16 protein-coding genes are annotated in these 16,476 nt (G+C 68.0%); 8 read left to right on the forward strand and 8 right to left on the reverse strand.

Annotated features, from left to right (window positions below; translation table 11 throughout):
• Window positions 1-276 precede the first annotated feature (276 nt).
• The 7 genes from ACZ7L4_RS31140 to ACZ7L4_RS31170 all read left to right on the forward strand — a co-directional run bounded on the left by ACZ7L4_RS31140 (window position 277) and on the right by ACZ7L4_RS31170 (window position 9,706).
• Window positions 277-1,134: an FhaA domain-containing protein gene (locus ACZ7L4_RS31140; protein ID WP_472107844.1), complete on the forward strand. Its 858-nt coding sequence runs from the start codon at window positions 277-279 to the stop codon at window positions 1,132-1,134.
• A 10-nt stretch (window positions 1,135-1,144) separates the two neighbouring features.
• The gene (locus ACZ7L4_RS31145) at window positions 1,145-1,666 is read left to right on the forward strand and encodes an FHA domain-containing protein FhaB/FipA (RefSeq protein WP_326022348.1); all 522 of its coding nucleotides are present in this window, start codon (window positions 1,145-1,147) and stop codon (window positions 1,664-1,666) included.
• A 158-nt stretch (window positions 1,667-1,824) separates the two neighbouring features.
• Window positions 1,825-3,345 carry a Stp1/IreP family PP2C-type Ser/Thr phosphatase gene (locus ACZ7L4_RS31150; RefSeq protein ID WP_472107846.1) on the forward strand — a complete coding sequence of 507 codons (1,521 nt, stop codon included), beginning with the start codon at window positions 1,825-1,827 and terminating at the stop codon, window positions 3,343-3,345.
• Between the two features lie 25 nt (window positions 3,346-3,370).
• The gene (locus ACZ7L4_RS31155) at window positions 3,371-4,798 is read left to right on the forward strand and encodes an FtsW/RodA/SpoVE family cell cycle protein (protein WP_472107848.1); all 1,428 of its coding nucleotides are present in this window, start codon (window positions 3,371-3,373) and stop codon (window positions 4,796-4,798) included.
• Window positions 4,795-6,261 (forward strand): peptidoglycan D,D-transpeptidase FtsI family protein, encoded by a 1,467-nt coding sequence (locus tag ACZ7L4_RS31160; protein ID WP_472107850.1) that lies wholly within the window; start codon window positions 4,795-4,797, stop codon window positions 6,259-6,261. The genes ACZ7L4_RS31155 and ACZ7L4_RS31160 overlap by 4 nt, the downstream gene beginning before the upstream one ends.
• Window positions 6,262-6,460: 199 nt before the next feature.
• A complete protein-coding gene (gene pknB / locus ACZ7L4_RS31165) occupies window positions 6,461-8,458 on the forward strand; it encodes a Stk1 family PASTA domain-containing Ser/Thr kinase (RefSeq protein ID WP_472107852.1) in 1,998 nt (665 codons plus the stop codon).
• A 198-nt stretch (window positions 8,459-8,656) separates the two neighbouring features.
• Complete coding sequence (locus tag ACZ7L4_RS31170; RefSeq protein WP_472107854.1) at window positions 8,657-9,706, forward strand: restriction endonuclease; 1,050 nt, start codon at window positions 8,657-8,659, stop codon at window positions 9,704-9,706.
• Between the two features lie 37 nt (window positions 9,707-9,743).
• Here the strand turns inward: ACZ7L4_RS31170 and ACZ7L4_RS31175 are convergent, their stop codons facing one another.
• The 6 genes from ACZ7L4_RS31175 to ACZ7L4_RS31200 form a co-directional block, all read right to left on the reverse strand.
• Window positions 9,744-10,487 (reverse strand): class E sortase, encoded by a 744-nt coding sequence (locus ACZ7L4_RS31175; protein ID WP_472107856.1) that lies wholly within the window; start codon window positions 10,485-10,487, stop codon window positions 9,744-9,746.
• Window positions 10,488-10,548: 61 nt separating this feature from the next.
• Window positions 10,549-11,817, reverse strand: coding sequence for a class E sortase (locus ACZ7L4_RS31180; RefSeq protein WP_472107858.1), 1,269 nt, complete (start codon window positions 11,815-11,817; stop codon window positions 10,549-10,551).
• Window positions 11,814-12,461: an aminodeoxychorismate/anthranilate synthase component II gene (locus ACZ7L4_RS31185; RefSeq protein ID WP_472107860.1), complete on the reverse strand. Its 648-nt coding sequence runs from the start codon at window positions 12,459-12,461 to the stop codon at window positions 11,814-11,816. The genes ACZ7L4_RS31180 and ACZ7L4_RS31185 overlap by 4 nt, the downstream gene beginning before the upstream one ends.
• Entirely contained in the window at window positions 12,458-12,619 is a 162-nt protein-coding gene (locus tag ACZ7L4_RS31190; RefSeq protein WP_385759119.1) for a hypothetical protein, read from the reverse strand. The genes ACZ7L4_RS31185 and ACZ7L4_RS31190 overlap by 4 nt, the downstream gene beginning before the upstream one ends.
• A 41-nt stretch (window positions 12,620-12,660) precedes the next feature.
• The gene (locus tag ACZ7L4_RS31195) at window positions 12,661-13,356 is read right to left on the reverse strand and encodes a class E sortase (protein ID WP_472107862.1); all 696 of its coding nucleotides are present in this window, start codon (window positions 13,354-13,356) and stop codon (window positions 12,661-12,663) included.
• A 30-nt stretch (window positions 13,357-13,386) separates the two neighbouring features.
• Window positions 13,387-14,154: a DUF881 domain-containing protein gene (locus tag ACZ7L4_RS31200; protein WP_472107863.1), complete on the reverse strand. Its 768-nt coding sequence runs from the start codon at window positions 14,152-14,154 to the stop codon at window positions 13,387-13,389.
• Window positions 14,155-14,307: 153 nt separating this feature from the next.
• Here ACZ7L4_RS31200 and crgA point away from each other — a divergent pair, with 153 nt between their 5' ends.
• A complete protein-coding gene (gene crgA, locus ACZ7L4_RS31205) occupies window positions 14,308-14,565 on the forward strand; it encodes a cell division protein CrgA (RefSeq protein ID WP_385759110.1) in 258 nt (85 codons plus the stop codon).
• Between the two features lie 298 nt (window positions 14,566-14,863).
• Here crgA and ACZ7L4_RS31210 read toward each other — a convergent pair whose 3' ends face one another.
• Together ACZ7L4_RS31210 and ACZ7L4_RS31215 are read right to left on the reverse strand one after the other, a co-directional pair.
• Window positions 14,864-15,763 (reverse strand): rhomboid family intramembrane serine protease, encoded by a 900-nt coding sequence (locus tag ACZ7L4_RS31210; RefSeq protein ID WP_472107864.1) that lies wholly within the window; start codon window positions 15,761-15,763, stop codon window positions 14,864-14,866.
• 139 nt (window positions 15,764-15,902) lie between these two features.
• Complete coding sequence (locus ACZ7L4_RS31215; protein ID WP_450816731.1) at window positions 15,903-16,430, reverse strand: peptidylprolyl isomerase; 528 nt, start codon at window positions 16,428-16,430, stop codon at window positions 15,903-15,905.
• Window positions 16,431-16,476 lie beyond the last annotated feature (46 nt).

A 16,476-nucleotide genomic window follows, 5' to 3' on the forward strand; every position in this document is an offset into this window, starting at 1 on the left:
CGCTGCGGAGGGTGGATTCACATCCGTTCTGGTGGGCCCCGGGCGGGCACCCGGAGGGCACCCGGGGTCCGGATCGCCCACGGTCCACAGCCGCGTACGGGACACTGTCTGGAGGCCACCTCTACGATCCCCAGACAAGGGGCCCGGTAGAGGGGCTGTGAGCGTCGACACTCATCGAGCAGGCGGACAGGGGGAACCAGCCGATTTCCCGACGCGTGGATACGATCAGTAAGCAGTACCAAGTAGGCAGGACGGCAAAGAAGGAGGAGGTGCCCCATGGGAGTCCTGAAGAAGTTTGAACAGCGCCTGGAGGGGCTGGTCAACGGCACCTTCGCCAAGGTCTTCAAGTCCGAGGTGCAGCCCGTCGAGATCGCAGGCGCGCTGCAGCGCGAGTGCGACAACAACGCCACGATCTGGAACCGCGACCGGACCGTCGTCCCCAACGACTTCATCGTGGAGCTCAGCGCGCCCGACTACGAGCGGCTGAGCCCCTACTCGGGCCAGCTCGGTGACGAGCTGTCCGGCATGGTGCGCGACTACGCGAAGCAGCAGCGCTACAGCTTCATGGGCCCCATCAAGGTGCACCTGGAGAAGGCGGACGACCTGGACACGGGTCTGTACCGGGTACGCAGCCGCACCCTCGCGTCCTCCACCAGCCAGGACAGGCCCCAGCAACAGCAGCGCCCCGCCCCGGCCGCCCGGCCGAACCAGGCGCCCGGTGGCTACGGATACCCGCAGCCCACCGCGGCCCCGCCGATGCCCTCGGCCCCTCCGGGCCGTCCGGCACAGGCCCCGCAGTCGGCGCCCGCGGCGCAGGGACAGCAGCCCGACGCGGGCCCGCTGCCCGGTGCCCGTGTGCGCCACTGGATCGAGATCAATGGCACACGCCACCAGATCTCCCGCGCCACCCTCGTGCTCGGCCGGTCCACCGAGGCCGACGTGCGGATCGACGACCCCGGCGTATCGCGCCGGCACTGCGAGATCCGGACCGGAACGCCCTCGACGATCCAGGATCTCGGATCCACCAACGGCATCGTGGTGGACGGGCAGCACACCACCCGCGCTACGCTCCGCGACGGCTCGCGGATCGTCGTGGGCCAAACCACCATCGTTTACCGGCAAGCCGAAGGGTGAAGCGGGGGCAATGTCAGAGCTGACCCTGACGGTCATGCGGCTGGGTTTCCTGGCCGTTCTGTGGCTGTTCGTGATCGTGGCCGTCCAGGTCATCCGCAGCGACCTGTTCGGTACGCGCGTCACCGCACGCGGCTCGCGCCGTGAGAGCGGGCGCTCGCAGCAGGCCGCACGACAGGCCGCCGCGCCTCCGCAGCAGCGGCAACAGCAGCAGGGGGGCGGTGGCCGCCAGCGCCGCGGCGCCCCCACCAAGCTGGTCGTCTCCGAAGGCACGCTCACCGGTACGACGGTGGCGCTGCAGGGGCAGACGATCACGCTCGGCCGTGCGCACGACAGCACGATCGTGCTCGACGACGACTACGCGTCGAGCCGTCATGCCAGGATCTACCCGGACCGGGACGGTCAGTGGATCGTCGAGGACCTCGGGTCCACCAACGGCACGTATCTCGACCGGACCCGCCTCACGACGCCCCAGCCGATCCCGCTGGGCGCGCCGATCCGCATCGGCAAGACCGTCATCGAGCTGCGGAAGTAGTGCTACGTCATGAATGAGCGCGAGCGGAGCGAGCGGGCCGACGCGGATGCCCGGGCCCTTGCTGCCCCGGCCCCCGGCGCGCTCCCGACCGGAGGGTGGGCAGTGTGGTTCGACACGACCGGCTGTACCCGGAGTCTGAGCCAGCTGGGCAGGTGCGCATGAGTCTGTCACTGCGCTTCGCCGCCGGATCACACAAAGGCATGATCCGCGAGGGCAACGAGGACTCCGGCTACGCCGGCCCCCGGCTGCTCGCGATCGCCGACGGCATGGGCGGCCAGGCCGCCGGTGAGGTCGCCTCGTCCGAGGTGATCTCCACCATCGTCGCGCTCGACGACGACGTGCCCGGTTCGGACATCCTGACCTCGCTCGGCACCGCCGTGCAGCGGGCCAACGACCAGCTCCGGATGATGGTCGAGGAGGACCCCCAGCTCGAGGGCATGGGGACCACCCTGACCGCACTGCTGTGGACGGGCCAGCGACTCGGCCTCGTCCACGTCGGCGACTCGCGCGCGTACCTGCTGCGCGACGGCGTGCTCACGCAGATCACCCAGGACCACACGTGGGTGCAGCGCCTCGTCGACGAGGGCCGCATCACCGAAGAGGAAGCCACCACGCACCCGCAGCGCTCGCTCCTCATGCGCGCGCTCGGCAGCGGCGACCACGTCGAGCCCGACCTCTCCATCCGTGAGGTCCGGGCCGGCGACCGGTATCTGATCTGCTCCGACGGCCTGTCCGGCGTCGTCTCCCACCAGACGATGGAGGAGACGCTCGCCAGCTACCAGGGCCCGCAGGAGACGGTCCAGGACCTGATCCAGCTGGCACTGCGCGGCGGCGGCCCCGACAACATCACCGTGATCGTCGCGGACGTCCTCGACATCGACAGCGGGGACACCCTCGCCGGTCACCTCTCGGACGCGCCCGTGATCGTCGGCGCGGTCGCCGAGAACCAGCAGGCGCTGCACGAGGGCAGCGCGATGGAGACGCCCGCGGGCCGCGCCGCCGGACTCGGCCGCCAGGCCCCCGGCGGATCCGCCGGCGGTGGCGGCGAGTTCGGCCCGCCCGACAGCGGCGCCGTGGAGGGCTTCTCCTACTCGGACGAGGACTTCGTCAAGCCGCGGCCGCGCCGCAAGTGGCTCAAGAGATCCCTGTACACGGTGCTCGCGCTGGCCGTCATCGGCGGCGGGCTCTACGGCGGCTACCGCTGGACGCAGACGCAGTACTACGTCGGCACCAACGAGGAGCACGTGGCGCTGTACCGCGGCATCAGCCAGGATCTCGCCTGGGTGAGCCTGTCCAAGGTGGACAAGGACCACCCGGAGATCCAGCTCAAGTACCTGCCGCCGTACCAGCGCAAGCAGGTCGACGCGACCATCGCGGAAGGCGACCTGGCCGCCGCACAGGACAAGATCCAGGAACTGTCCGCGCAGGCCACCGCATGCGAGAAGCAGGCCGCACGGGACAAGGCCGAGAACGAGAAGAACGCGAAGACCGGCGAGGGCGAAGCGGGCGGAACCACCACAGGAGGTACGGCGTCCAAGGCCTCGTACCGCTCGGAACCCGCCACACCCACGCCGAACCCGTCCTCGTCCGGCAAGTCCAAGACCTCTCCCACGCCCACCCCTGGCCCCACTCTTTCCGAGGAAGAGCAGCAGCTGGCCAAGGCGTGCGCACAGCAGTAGAAGCCGTTGGGGGCCTCAGCACGCCATGAGTAGTAACTCCACGACCCATACGTCGACCATTGGAGCGATCGGAGCACCCAGCCGGCGCAACACCGAGCTGGCACTCCTTGTGTTCGCCGTGATCATCCCGGTGTTCGCGTACGCCAATGTCGGCCTCGCCCTCGACGGCGAGGTCCCCGCCGGCCTGCTCGGCTACGGGCTCGGCCTCGGCCTGCTCGCGGGCGTCGCCCACATCGTCGTACGGAAGTTCGCGGCGTACTCGGACCCCCTGATGCTGCCCCTGGCCACGCTGCTCAACGGGCTCGGCCTGGTGGTCATCTGGCGGCTCGACCAGTCGAAGCTGCTGCAGTCGATCGACCAGGCAGGCAGCGCCGCACCCAAGCAGCTGATGTACACCGCCATGGGCATCGCGCTGTTCATCGTGGTCCTGATCTTCCTCAAGGACCACCGCGCCCTGCAGCGCTACACCTACATCTCCATGCTCGGCGCCGTCGTCCTGCTGCTGCTCCCGCTGGTTCCGGGCCTCGGCCAGAACATCTACGGCGCCAAGATCTGGATCCACGTCGGCGGCTTCTCCATCCAGCCCGGCGAGTTCGCGAAGATCGTTCTCGCGATCTTCTTCGCCGGCTATCTGATGGTGAAGCGGGACGCCCTCGCGCTGGCCTCGCGCCGCTTCATGGGCCTGTACCTGCCGCGCGGCCGCGACCTCGGACCGATCCTCGTCGTCTGGGCGATCTCGATCCTCATCCTGATCTTCGAGACCGACCTCGGTACGTCGCTGCTGTTCTTCGGAATGTTCGTCATCATGCTGTACGTCGCCACCGAGCGGACCAGCTGGATCGTCTTCGGTCTGATGATGTCCGCGGTCGGCGCCGTCGGCGTGGCCACGTTCGAGCCGCACATCCAGCAGCGCGTCGACGCCTGGCTCGACCCGATGAAGGAGTACATGCTCAGCCGGCAGGGCGTGCCCGGCCACTCCGAGCAGGCGATGCAGGCGCTGTGGGCCTTCGGCTCCGGCGGCACCCTCGGCACCGGCTGGGGCCAGGGCCACTCCGAGCTGATCCGCTTCGCCGCGAACTCCGACTTCGTCCTCGCCACCTTCGGCGAGGAACTGGGCCTCGCCGGCCTGATGGCGATCCTGCTGCTCTACGCACTCATCGTGGAGCGCGGCGTGCGCACCGCGCTCGCGGCCCGCGACCCCTTCGGCAAGCTGCTCGCCGTCGGCCTGTCCGGCGCCTTCGCACTGCAGGTCTTCGTCGTCGCGGGCGGTGTCATGGGCCTCATCCCGCTGACCGGTATGACGATGCCCTTCCTCGCGTACGGCGGTTCCTCCGTCATCGCCAACTGGGCGCTCATCGGCATCCTGATCCGGATCAGCGACACCGCGCGGCGGCCCGCCCCGAGCCCCACGCCCAGTCCCGACGCCGAGATGACCCAGGTGGTCCGACCGTGAACAAGCCCCTGCGCCGCATCGCGATCTTCTGCGGACTCCTGGTCCTCGGCCTCCTGATCCGGGACAACTGGCTCCAGTACGTGAAGGCCGACTCGCTCGCCTCCGACAAGGAGAACCGGCGCGTCGCCATCGAGCGGTACTCGACGCCGCGCGGCGACATCATCGTCGACGGCAAGTCGATCACCGGTTCCAAGGCGACGACCGGCACCGACCTCAAGTACAAGCGCACCTGGAAGGACGGGCCCATGTGGTCGCCCGTCACCGGTTACGCCTCGCAGGTCGTCGGCGCCAGCCAGATCGAGAACCTCGAGGACGGCATCCTCAGCGGCAACGACGACCGCCTCTTCTTCCGCAACACCCTCGACATGATCACGGGCAAGCAGAAGGAGGGCGGCAACGTCGTCACCACCCTCAACGCCGACGCGCAGAAGGCCGCCTACGACGGCCTGAAGAACCGCGGCAAGGGCGCCGTCGCCGCCATCGAGCCGTCCACCGGCAAGATCCTCGCGCTCGCCTCCACGCCGTCGTACGACCCGTCGTCCTTCGCCGGGAACTCCACCGACGACGGCAAGACGTTCCAGCGGCTCGACAAGGACAAGGACAAGCCGCTCCTGAACCGCGCGCTGCGCGAGACGTACCCGCCGGGTTCGACGTTCAAGCTGGTGACGGCCGCGGCCGCGCTGGAGAGCGGCAAGTACCAGCCGGACCAGAAGACCGACACCCCGCTGCCGTGGATCATGCCGGGCACCACGACCCCGTTGAAGAACGAGGGCAACATCCCGTGTGAGAACGCGACGCTGCGCAACGCGCTGAAGGTCTCCTGCAACACCGTCTTCGGCAAGATCGGCTCGGACCTCGGCAACGAATCGATGCTCGAGGAGGCCGAGAAGTTCGGCTTCAACAAGGAGCAGTACACCCCGGTCCGCTCGAACAAGTCGGTGTTCTCCGACGACATGAACAAGTCGGAGACCGCGCTCTCCTCGATCGGCCAGTTCAACACCGCCACGACCCCGCTCCAGATGGCCATGGTCGCCTCCGCGATCGCCAACGACGGCAAGCTCATGGAGCCGTACATGGTGGACGAGCTGAAGGCACCGAACCTCGACACCATCGAGAAGACGGACCCCAAGGAGATGAGCCGGCCGCTCTCCGAGGAGAACGCGCAGCAGCTCCAGTCGATGATGGAGACGGTCGTCAACGACCCGGGCGGCACCGGCTCCAACGCCAAGATCCCCGGCGTCACCGTCGGCGGCAAGACCGGTACCGCCCAGCACGGCGTCGACAACAGTGAGAAGCCTTACGCCTGGTTCGTCTCCTACGCCAAGACCACCTCCGGTTCGCCGGTGGCCGTGGCCGTGGTGGTCGAGGACGGCAGCGCCAACCGCGACGACATCTCCGGTGGCGGCCTCGCCGCCCCGATCGCGCGAGACGTGATGAAGGCGGTCGTGGACAGCAAGAAGTGAGTCGAGGGAACCCGGTTTCACCGCGCCTTGTGAGCCCGGTCACTCGTTGTTCACATAGATGCACGTGGCGATACCGGTCCTGTCACGGGTCACGGTGGCGACCAGGTCACGCTGGGCAGGCCGGGTACCGTATGGCCCGGACAGCACACCGCCCGACCCGAACGGGACGGTCGGGACCGACGGAGAGGGCTGGTAGGTAATGGAAGAGCCGCGTCGCCTCGGCGGCCGGTACGAGCTGGGCCAGGTGCTCGGCCGTGGTGGCATGGCGGAGGTCTATCTCGCCCATGACACCCGGCTCGGTCGCACCGTGGCGGTGAAGACGCTGCGGGTGGACCTCGCGCGCGATCCGTCGTTCCAGGCCCGGTTCCGCCGGGAGGCCCAGTCGGCCGCCTCGCTCAACCATCCCGCGATCGTGGCGGTGTACGACACGGGCGAGGACTACGTCGACCAGGTCTCCATCCCGTACATCGTGATGGAGTACGTCGACGGATCCACGCTCAGAGAGCTGCTGCACTCCGGCCGCAAGCTGCTGCCGGAGCGCGCCATGGAGATGACCGTCGGCATCCTCCAGGCCCTCGAGTACTCGCACCGCGCGGGCATCGTGCACCGCGACATCAAGCCGGCCAACGTCATGCTGACCCGCACCGGCCAGGTGAAGGTCATGGACTTCGGCATCGCCCGCGCGATGGGCGACGCCGGCATGACGATGACGCAGACCGCCGCCGTCATCGGCACCGCGCAGTACCTCTCGCCTGAGCAGGCCAAGGGCGAGCAGGTCGACGCGCGCTCCGACCTGTACTCGACGGGCTGCCTGCTGTACGAGCTCCTCACCGTGCGGCCGCCGTTCGTCGGCGACTCCCCGGTCGCGGTCGCGTACCAGCACGTCCGCGAGGAGGCCCAGGCCCCGTCGGTCTTCGACTCCGAGATCACGCCCGAGATGGACGCCATCGTCCTCAAGGCGCTGACCAAGGACCCCGACTACCGCTACCAGTCGGCCGACGAGATGCGCGCCGACATCGAGGCCTGCCTCGACGGCCAGCCGGTCGCCGCGACCGCCGCCATGGGCGCGGTCGGCTACGGCGGCGGCCACCCCGACGACCAGCAGACCGCGATGCTGCGCCCGCAGAACGGCGCGGGCCAGACGTCGATGCTGCCTCCGACCAACCCGGACGACGGCGGCTTCGGCTACGACGAGCGGGCCGACCGGCGCCGCCAGGGCAAGAACCGCACGTCGACGATCCTCCTCGTCCTCGCGGGCATCCTGGTGCTCGTCGGCGCCATCCTGATCGGCCGGGAGATCTTCGGCAGCGGGAGCGTCGGCAACGAGTCGTTCAAGGCCCCGAACTTCGTCGGCAAGACGGTCGGCGAGGCCGAGAAGATGGCCGAGAACCGCGACCTCAAGCTGGACTCCAGCAAGTCGGGCCCCTGCGAGGACTACCCCAAGGGGCAGATCTGCTCGCAGACCCCGGAGTCCGGCACCACGGTCGAGAAGAACGACACGGTCACGGTGTCCGTCTCGACGGGCGCGCCCAAGGTCTCCATCCCGGACGTCACGGGCCTCTCCTACGACGAGGCCCGCTCCGAGCTGAAGGACAAGGGCTTCGAGAACATCACCCGGACGACCGAGGAGTCCGAGCGGACGCCCGGCACGGTGACCAAGCAGGACCCCTCGAGCGGCAAGGTCGAGAAGGGCACCGAGATCACCCTGACCGTCGCGAAGAAGAAGGCGCTCGTCACCGTCCCGAACGTGGCCGGCGGCAACCTCTCCTGCGACGAGGCCACCCAGCAGCTCAAGGACAGCAACCTCAAGGCGACCTGCACCGAGGAGGAGAGCACCGCGGCCGAGCCCGGCAAGGTCTTCGCCCAGAGCCTCCCGGCCGACAGCCAGGCGGAGCCCGGCTCCACCGTCACGCTGAAGGTCGCCAAGGAGGGCGCGCAGACCCCGGTCCCGAACGTGGTCGGCCAGACGGTCAAGGACGCCAAGAAGATCCTGAACGACGCCGGCTTCAAGAACGTCCAGTTCGCCGACGGCGCCGACCAGAGCGACGAGGCCCGGGTCATCACCCAGGACCCGGCGGCCAACACCGCGTCCGACCCCGCCAACACCACGGTCACCCTGACCACGGTCGGCGGCGGCGGAAACGGCAACGGCGGTAACGACAACGGCGGCATCTTCGGCGGCAACCTCGGCGGCTGACGCCCCGCCACCGCTTACGGCCGGAGCCCCGGCCCCCTCCACGCGAGGGGGCCGGGGCTCCGGCCGTTCGGCATGTGCGGCAATCCGGAGGAACAACCACACACGGTTGCGAATATCGACCGTATCTTCATATGTCCCGATTCGTTGATCGAGGTGCGGCGGAGTGTCCGAACTCCCCGGAACGAAAGGACACTTGAGGTGATCAACGAATCGGCCCTGCTGGAATCCAAGTCCCTGCGTCACAGCGTCCTCGACCGCACGGATGTACTCGACAAGGTCAAGGCCCTGTCGCTGCTGCCGGACGGCTTGCATGTGACGACGGCGATGGTCGCGGCATACTTCGAGGTGGCGGAGACCGTCATCAACAACCTGCTCAGCCGCCACCGACAGGAACTCACGTCCAACGGCCTACGCGTACTGCGAGGCGCTGACCTGCGCGAATTTAAGCAACTCAATTTGAGTTCCTATCCCGGCACTTATCCACAACCCCGATCCGGCTTGGCCCTCTACTCCCGCCGAGCCGTCCTCAACGTCGCCATGCTCCTGCGCGACAGCGACGTCGCCCGCCAAGTCCGCACCTACCTCCTCGACATGGAATACCTGGCACGCACCCACCCAGTCAGCACCCCGGACGCGGCAGGCATCGACGCGCTCGACGCACGCATCGACCAGCGCATCGCCGACACCCTCAGCAAGACCGTCGTCCCCATGTTCAACGCCCTGATCGAAACCTCCGGCGAACACCGCCGGGAACTGATCGACCTCCGCGCGGGCATCCAGCACGTGGAGCGCCGGATCCGCCGCCACCAGGCCCGCCTCCAGCGGCTGGAGGCATCCGCGGCGAGCAGCACCCGCACCGTCACCATGGCGGCCATGGACGCAATGAACGGCTCGGAGTTCGAGGACCACGTCGCCACCCTGCTCCGCCGCGACGGCTGCACCGATGTCGTCGTCCGAGGCGGCCGCGGAGACCGCGGCGTCGACGTCACCGCCGTCACTTCTGACGGCCGCCGTGTCGCCGTCCAGTGCAAGAGGTTCGCCCCCTACCTCTCGATCACCAGCGCAGACATGCAGAAGTTCCTCGGCGGCGCCAAGGTCCTTCGCGTCTCCGACATCTCGCTCTTCGTGGCCACCTGCCGCTTCACCACAGAGGCAGTCGACATCGCCGCAGAGACCGGCGTCACGGTCGTACCCCGCGGCCTGCTGGAGGAATGGAGCACAGGAGCTCCACTCACCATCCTGAAGTGATCTCGCCGGCCCAGCCCTTAACGGGAGTGGCGCCCTGTCACTCCCGCAGTTCCTTCGGCGGCGTCCGGTCCGCGTCCACCTTGTCGACCCGCTCCAGCTCGCCCCACACCACGTAGCGGTACGTGGACGTGTAGACCGGCGTGCAGGTCGTCAGGGTGATGTACTTGCCGGGCTTCTTCTTCCCCGACTCCTCGGGCACCTTGTCGAGGACGTCCACGTTGTACTTCGAGGTCTCCGGAAGGATGTCGTAGACCTTGTAGACGTACCAGTCGTCCTTCGTCTCGAAGACGATCGGGTCGCCCTTCTCGATCTTGTCGATGTTGTGGAACTTGGCGCCGTGCCCGTCCCGGTGCGCGGCCAGCGAGAAGTTGCCGTTCTTCCCGTTCGTCGGCAGCGCCGCCTTCACGGGGTCCGTGTAGTAGCCGGCGACACCGTCGTTGAGGATCTTGGTGTCGGTGCCCTTCTCCACCAGCACCTCGCCGCCGCTCATCGCGGGCACGTGCAGGAAGCCGATGCCGTTCTTGGTGTCCAGCGCGCCGGGGCCACTGTTGCCCTTCCACTGGTCGCGGATCTTGTCGCCCTGCTTGCCCGCCGCACGATCCGCGACGACGTTCGTCCACCACAGTGAATAGGCGACGAAAAGACCCAGGATCACACCCGCGGTGATGAGCAGTTCACCGAAGACACTGACGGCGGTCGCGATCTTGCCGCGCCGGGGTGAGGGCGCGGGCGCGGGGTCCTTCGGTGCGGCTTCTTCCCCATGGTCGGTCGTCGCTGCCACTGCGTCATGCCCCGTCTCTGTGCGCCGTACTGCCCGATGCCTGGTGCCCGGTGGTCCCCGGTTATTCGACGAGCGCGTCCGGCTTGCCCTTGCTCCGCGGACGCTCCTCGACCATCTTGCCCCAGACGATCATTCGATACGTACTGGTGAATTCCGGAGTGCACGTCGTCAGAGTGATGTACCGGCCCGGCTTGGTGAACCCGGAGTCCGCCGGGATCGGGTTCAGCACGGCCGTGTTCGACGGCATCGTCTGCGGGAGGATGCTCGCCATCTTGTACACGTAGTACTTGTCCTGCGTCTCGACCACGATCGGGTCACCCGGTTCGAGACGGTTGATGAACCGGAACGGCTCGCCGTGCGTATTGCGGTGCCCGGCCACCGCGAAGTTCCCCTGCTTCGCGTCCGGCATCGCGGTCGGAATGCTGTCCTTGTCGTAGTGCCCGACCATGCCCTTGTCGAGGACCTTCGGCTTGCTGATGCCCTCGGCGATCGGCACCACGACGTCCAGCTTCGGGATGTAGAGAATCGCGAAGCCCTGCCCCGGCTCGAACGCGCCGGGCTTGCGCTTTCCGTTGGCCCAGTCGTCCTCGAGGCTGTGCCGGGCACTGCCGGCGATGTCGTGGGCCCTTATGTTCGACCACCACAGCTGGTAGGTGACGAACAGCAGCATCAACACCCCGATGCTGATGAAGACTTCGCCGACCGCCCGGCTCGCGATCACCCCGGCGCCCGGCTTGGCGGCACGCGCCGCGGCCCGCGCCTCGACCCGGGTCAGCGGTTTGCCGTCCGCTCCCGTCTCCGGCTCCTGCTCGGTGGCGGTCGCGGCCGAGTGCCGTCCGCCGCCCCGCTTGGCGGCCTTCCTGCGGGCGGCCCGGCCACCGGTCACCGGCGGCGTCTCGACTATTCGCCGGGTGTCCGCGGTGCGCAGGGCGACGGTCTCGTCGTCCCGCACCGGCTCGGGCTCCGGCTCTTCCTGTACGGGGACGTGGGCGGGCTCAGGGGTGTGCCCCGCGGCCACGGGGGCTACGGGCGCCACCGGCGCCGGTTCCGGGGTCTGCCGCTGAGCGCCGCCGTACCAGTCCTGGGCGTAGCCCTGCGGGTCGTACCACTCGGGCTCCGGCTCGATGCGGCGCTTCGGCTCCTCGGCCCGCGGCTGCTCCCGCTGAGGCTCCGGCTGCGACTCCTGCTCCTGCTCCTGCGCTCCCGACGGCCGGAACCACGGCGACGGGTGCTGCCCCGGCAACGGGTCGTTCAGCGGGTCGTCGAGGCGGCGCACGGCATCCTCGAACCCGCCGGCCTCGCCGTCCTGCTCGGGGCGCAACGCGGTCACGCCGAGGCCCTGCCCACGACCGGCGCGAGCCCGGCCGATCTGGCCACGGCGCCCGTGTCCCCGCACTCGACGAGCCAGTTGGCGAGCATCAGATGCCCGTGCTCGGTGAGCACCGACTCGGGGTGGAACTGCACGCCCTCGACCGGCAGTTCACGGTGGCGCAGGCCCATGACGATGCCGTCCTCGGTGCGCGCCGTGACCTCCAGCTCCTCCGGGACGGTGCCGGGCTCCGCGGCCAGCGAGTGGTAGCGGGTGGCCGTGAACGGGTCGGGAAGGCCCGCGAAGACCCCCTTGCCCTCGTGCCGCACCAGCGAGGTCTTGCCGTGCAGCAGCTCGGGGGCCCGGTCCACGACGCCGCCGTACGCCACCTGCATCGACTGCATGCCGAGGCAGACGCCGAAGACGGGCACGCCGGTCGCCGCACAGTGCCGCACCATCTCGATGCAGACACCGGCCTGTTCGGGGGCGCCCGGGCCCGGACTGAGCAGCACGCCGTCGAAGCCGTCCTGCGCGTGCGAGGTCGTCACCTCGTCGTTGCGCACGACCTCGCACTCGGCACCCAGCTGGTACAGGTACTGGACGAGGTTGAAGACGAAGCTGTCGTAGTTGTCGACGACGAGAATGCGGGTCTTGCTGGTGCTCACTGGCCGTTCACCGTCACATCGTTGAAGGGCAGCAGCGGCTCGGCCCAGGGGAAGATGTACTGGAAGAGGACGTACACGACCGCCAGGACCAGCAGGACCGAGATCCCCGCCCTCACCCAGGTGTTCCCCGGCAGATGCCGCCAGATCCAGCCGTACATGCCGGGCTCCCCTTCCACCGTTCTGCGATTACGGCACCAGACTAACGGCGCAGCGCTTTCGGTTTGCCTGCCTCCACAGGCTGAGTGGCATCGAGATGCGCCCAGACGATCAGCCGGTGACTGTGGCCCCACTCCGGCTCACAGGTCGTCAGCGTCAGATAGCGCCCGGGCTCCTCATAACCGGACTTGCGCGGCACCGCATCGATCACTCCGACGTCGCTGGGCAACGTCTTGTACGGCTTGGTGTCGATGACGTACGTGAACCAGGTCGTCCCGTCGGTGAGCACCACCGGGTCACCGGGCCTGAGCTTGGGGAAGTCCTTGAACGGGTCGCCGTACGTGCGCCGATGCCCGGCAACCGCGAAGTTCCCCTTCTCCCCGAGCTGAGCCGTGCCCGCGTAGTGCCCGAGACCCTTCTTGAGGGTGTCGACCTTCGTGTTCTGGAGAACCGGCTTGTTCCACGTGAAACCAAGCCGCGGGATGTACATCACGCCGAAGGGCTTGCCGTCCTTGTACGGACCCTGCTTCGGCGGCGCCGCACTGGTTCCGCCCTCGGGCGCCGCACTGGCCACCGGCCGCTTCGCCCACTGCTCCTGGAGGTCGTCGATCTGACCGCCCATCGCACTGTCGGCCTTCACACCCGTCCAGAACAACACGTAGGCGACGAACAGCACGATCAAGGCGCCGACGGTGATGCAGACTTCGCTGAATGTCCTGATGGCGACACGTACCGACACAGGCCCCCCAGTACGGCGGCTACTCCATGGCTAGTTCACGGGCTTCGCGTAGTGGAGATCCACTGTGCCCGAGTAACCGGGAAGAGTCATCGGCCCGTCGTCCTCGACTTTCCAGCCGAGCCCGTACGCGTTGACGTACAGCATGTAGTTCTGGATCTCCGGCGAGGCCGCCACCGCCTGCTTCAGCTTCTCCGGGTCCCCGACCGCGGTGATCTTGTACGGGGGCGAGTAGACCCGGCCCTGGAGGATCAGGGTGTTGCCGACGCAACGGACGGCCGACGTGGAGATCAGGCGCTGGTCCATGACCTTGATGCCCTTGGCGCCGCCGTGCCACAGGGCGTTCACCACGGCCTGCAGGTCCTGCTGGTGGATGACCAGGTCGTTGGGCTGCGGGTCGGGGTAGCCGGGGAGCTTGGGGGCGGCGTTCGGCGGGGCGTCGTCGAGTGTGACGGAGATCGCCTCACCCTTCAGCTTCTTCGTCCCGGACGCCTTCTCCAGGCCGGACAGCTTCTCGTCGTCGGCCTTCGTGGAGCCGTTGTCGCGCTCGGCGAGACGCTCGACGTCGCCGCGGACCCCGCCGTTGACCGCTTCCAGGTCCTTGTTCTTGCGGCTGCGCTCCTGAATGAGGTCGGAGAGCTTCAGCAGGGACCCGTCCGTCCGGATATTGGTGCCCTTGGCCGTATTGAAACTGGTGAAAAAGATGAGGCCGGCGAGCGCGAAAACGCCGACGGTGAGCAACCGCACGGGCCGCAGGCGCCCACGAGCGGAACTCTTGGCAGAGTCGACGGAATTGCTCAACGTACCCTTATCTCCTTCGACGCCACGGAAGCACTACGCTAACGGACGCCCGGAGGAGCACGGGGAATCCCCACAACTTCCCCTTGTACGCTGCTCCGGAGCCAGCCCACGTACTCTGCGCGGCCACGCAGCGCATCGACAGGAGAGACCCTCGTGCCGAAGTCACGTATCCGCAAGAAGGCCGACTACACGCCGCCGACGGCGTCGAAGCAGGCAGCCAATATCAAGCTGACCAACCGCGGCTGGGTGGCGCCGGTGATGCTGGCGCTGTTCCTCATCGGGCTCGTCTGGATCGTCGTCTTCTACGTGGCCGACGGCACGCTGCCGATCAAGGCGCTCGGGAACTGGAACATCGTCGTGGGCTTCGGCTTCATCGCCGGCGGCTTCGGCGTCTCCACTCAGTGGAAGTAGCCGCGGAAGCAGCTGCGGCGCAGCCGTGGAACTAGCTCTGCCCTGAGCTATCCACTGAGTTATCCACAGACTTCGATTGATTTTCCACAGCCGTGGAAAAGGTCGCATGATCTGTGGATAACCCACCGAGCGTTGACGCCGGTGTGACCGGTCCAACCTCGCTCGACCACCTGTTCGCCCCTTGTCCCTGCTGGTCAAACCCAGGTTGATGACAAGGGGCACAGCTGTTCCCCACAGGATGCACAAGATCCGCCACACGCTGTGGACAACCTCGGTCATCATCCGTGGACAACCGGGCTCAGGTGAGCTGCGCGGTCCTGACGACGACGGTGATCAACACGGCGAGCAGAACCAGCGCACAGGTCCCGTACTGCACGAGCGAGCGGCGCTCTCGCGGGGCGTGGACCATCGCGTAGCCGACGATCAGACCGGCGACGAGACCGCCGATGTGCGCCTGCCAGGCGATGTTGAAGCCCGGGCTGAACGTGAAGATCAGGTTGATCACGAGCAGCGCGATGACCGGCCGCAGGTCGTAGTTGAGCCGCCGCATCAGGACCGCCGTCGCACCGAACAGACCGAAGATCGCTCCGGAGGCGCCCAGCGAGGGCTGGTACTGCGCCTCGAGCAGATAGGTCAGCGCGCTGCCGGCCAGGCCCGAGACCAGGTACAGCGCGATGTAGCGGGCACGGCCGAGTGCCGCTTCCAGCGGGCCGCCGATCCACCACAGGCTGAGCATGTTGAAGGCGATGTGGACATAGGAGCCGTGCAGGAACATCGCGGTGAGCAGCCGGTACCACTGGCCCTCCGCGACGCCTTCGAGGCCGCCGAGGTCGGGCACCCAGGCGAGGCCGAGCATCTCGAAGCGCTCGGTGAACCGGTCGCCGACCGTCATCTGCACCACGAACACGGCCACACAGATCCCGAGCAGCACCTTGGTGACCAGGCGTGGGTCCGAGGTGATCGCGCCGCCGGCCATGGTCCTCGGTCGGTTCGCGCTCGGCGCGTGCCCGGTGCCCGAGCCGCTGCGCACGCACTCCGGGCACTGGAATCCGACGGACGCGCTGACCATGCATTCGGGGCAGATGGGCCGCTCGCAGCGGGTGCAGCTGATGCCGGTCGGGCGGTCCGGGTGCCGGTAGCAGCCGGGCAGGCCCTGTGTGTCCTTCGGTTCCTGCGGGCTGCCGGGCGCCTGATCCATGGCGGTCGTCCCCTCGGGTCTCTGGTCGAGCGGTCGGGTGTGCGTACGTCGTCGTCGCGCGGCCGCGCAACGCACCGCCCCGCTCCCCGTGCCTATGAACAGGCGACGGACGAGCGGGGCGAAAAGGTTCCCTGCGGGACTACCGGGTCTCTACGGAGACGGTCTCAATGACCACGTCGTTGACCGGGCGGTCGGTGCGCGGGTTGGTCTGCGTACCGGCGATGGCGTCGACGATCTTCTGGCTTGCCTCGTCGACGACCTCACCGAAGATGGTGTGCTTGCGGGTCAGCCAGGCGGTGGGCGAGACGGTGATGAAGAACTGCGAACCGTTCGTGCCGGGGCCCGCGTTGGCCATCGCCAGCAGGTACGGCTTGGTGAAGGCCAGGTCGGGGTGGAACTCGTCCTCGAACTGGTAGCCGGGGCCGCCCGTGCCGTTGCCCAGCGGGTCGCCGCCCTGGATCATGAAGCCGCCGATGACGCGGTGGAAGATCGTGCCGTCGTAGAGGGGCGCCGTGGACTTCTCCCCGGTCTCCGGGTTGGTCCATTCACGCTCGCCCTTGGCGAGCTCCACGAAGTTCTTGACCGTCTTGGGGGTGTGGTTCGGCAGCAGCCGGACCTCGATGTCGCCCTGGTTGGTCTTGAGAGTGGCGTACAGCTGCTCGGCCACGATCTGCCTTCCGTTGACATTTGTGCTCCCCGATCCTCGCACGGCG

The sequence above is a fragment of the Streptomyces sp. NPDC107575 genome, from assembly GCF_055657265.1.

What these genes read in the sequence shown, in the direction of transcription:
- ACZ7L4_RS31140 (WP_472107844.1), top strand. Translation starts at nt 277, where the DNA reads ATGGGAGTCCTGAAGAAGTTTGAACAGCGCCTGGAGGGGCTGGTCAAC.
- ACZ7L4_RS31145 (WP_326022348.1), top strand. Translation starts at nt 1,145, where the DNA reads ATGTCAGAGCTGACCCTGACGGTCATGCGGCTGGGTTTCCTGGCCGTT.
- ACZ7L4_RS31150 (WP_472107846.1), top strand. Translation starts at nt 1,825, where the DNA reads ATGAGTCTGTCACTGCGCTTCGCCGCCGGATCACACAAAGGCATGATC.
- ACZ7L4_RS31155 (WP_472107848.1), top strand. Translation starts at nt 3,371, where the DNA reads ATGAGTAGTAACTCCACGACCCATACGTCGACCATTGGAGCGATCGGA.
- pknB (WP_472107852.1), top strand. Translation starts at nt 6,461, where the DNA reads ATGGAAGAGCCGCGTCGCCTCGGCGGCCGGTACGAGCTGGGCCAGGTG.
- ACZ7L4_RS31190 (WP_385759119.1), bottom strand. Translation starts at nt 12,619, where the DNA reads ATGTACGGCTGGATCTGGCGGCATCTGCCGGGGAACACCTGGGTGAGG.
- ACZ7L4_RS31210 (WP_472107864.1), bottom strand. Translation starts at nt 15,763, where the DNA reads ATGGATCAGGCGCCCGGCAGCCCGCAGGAACCGAAGGACACACAGGGC.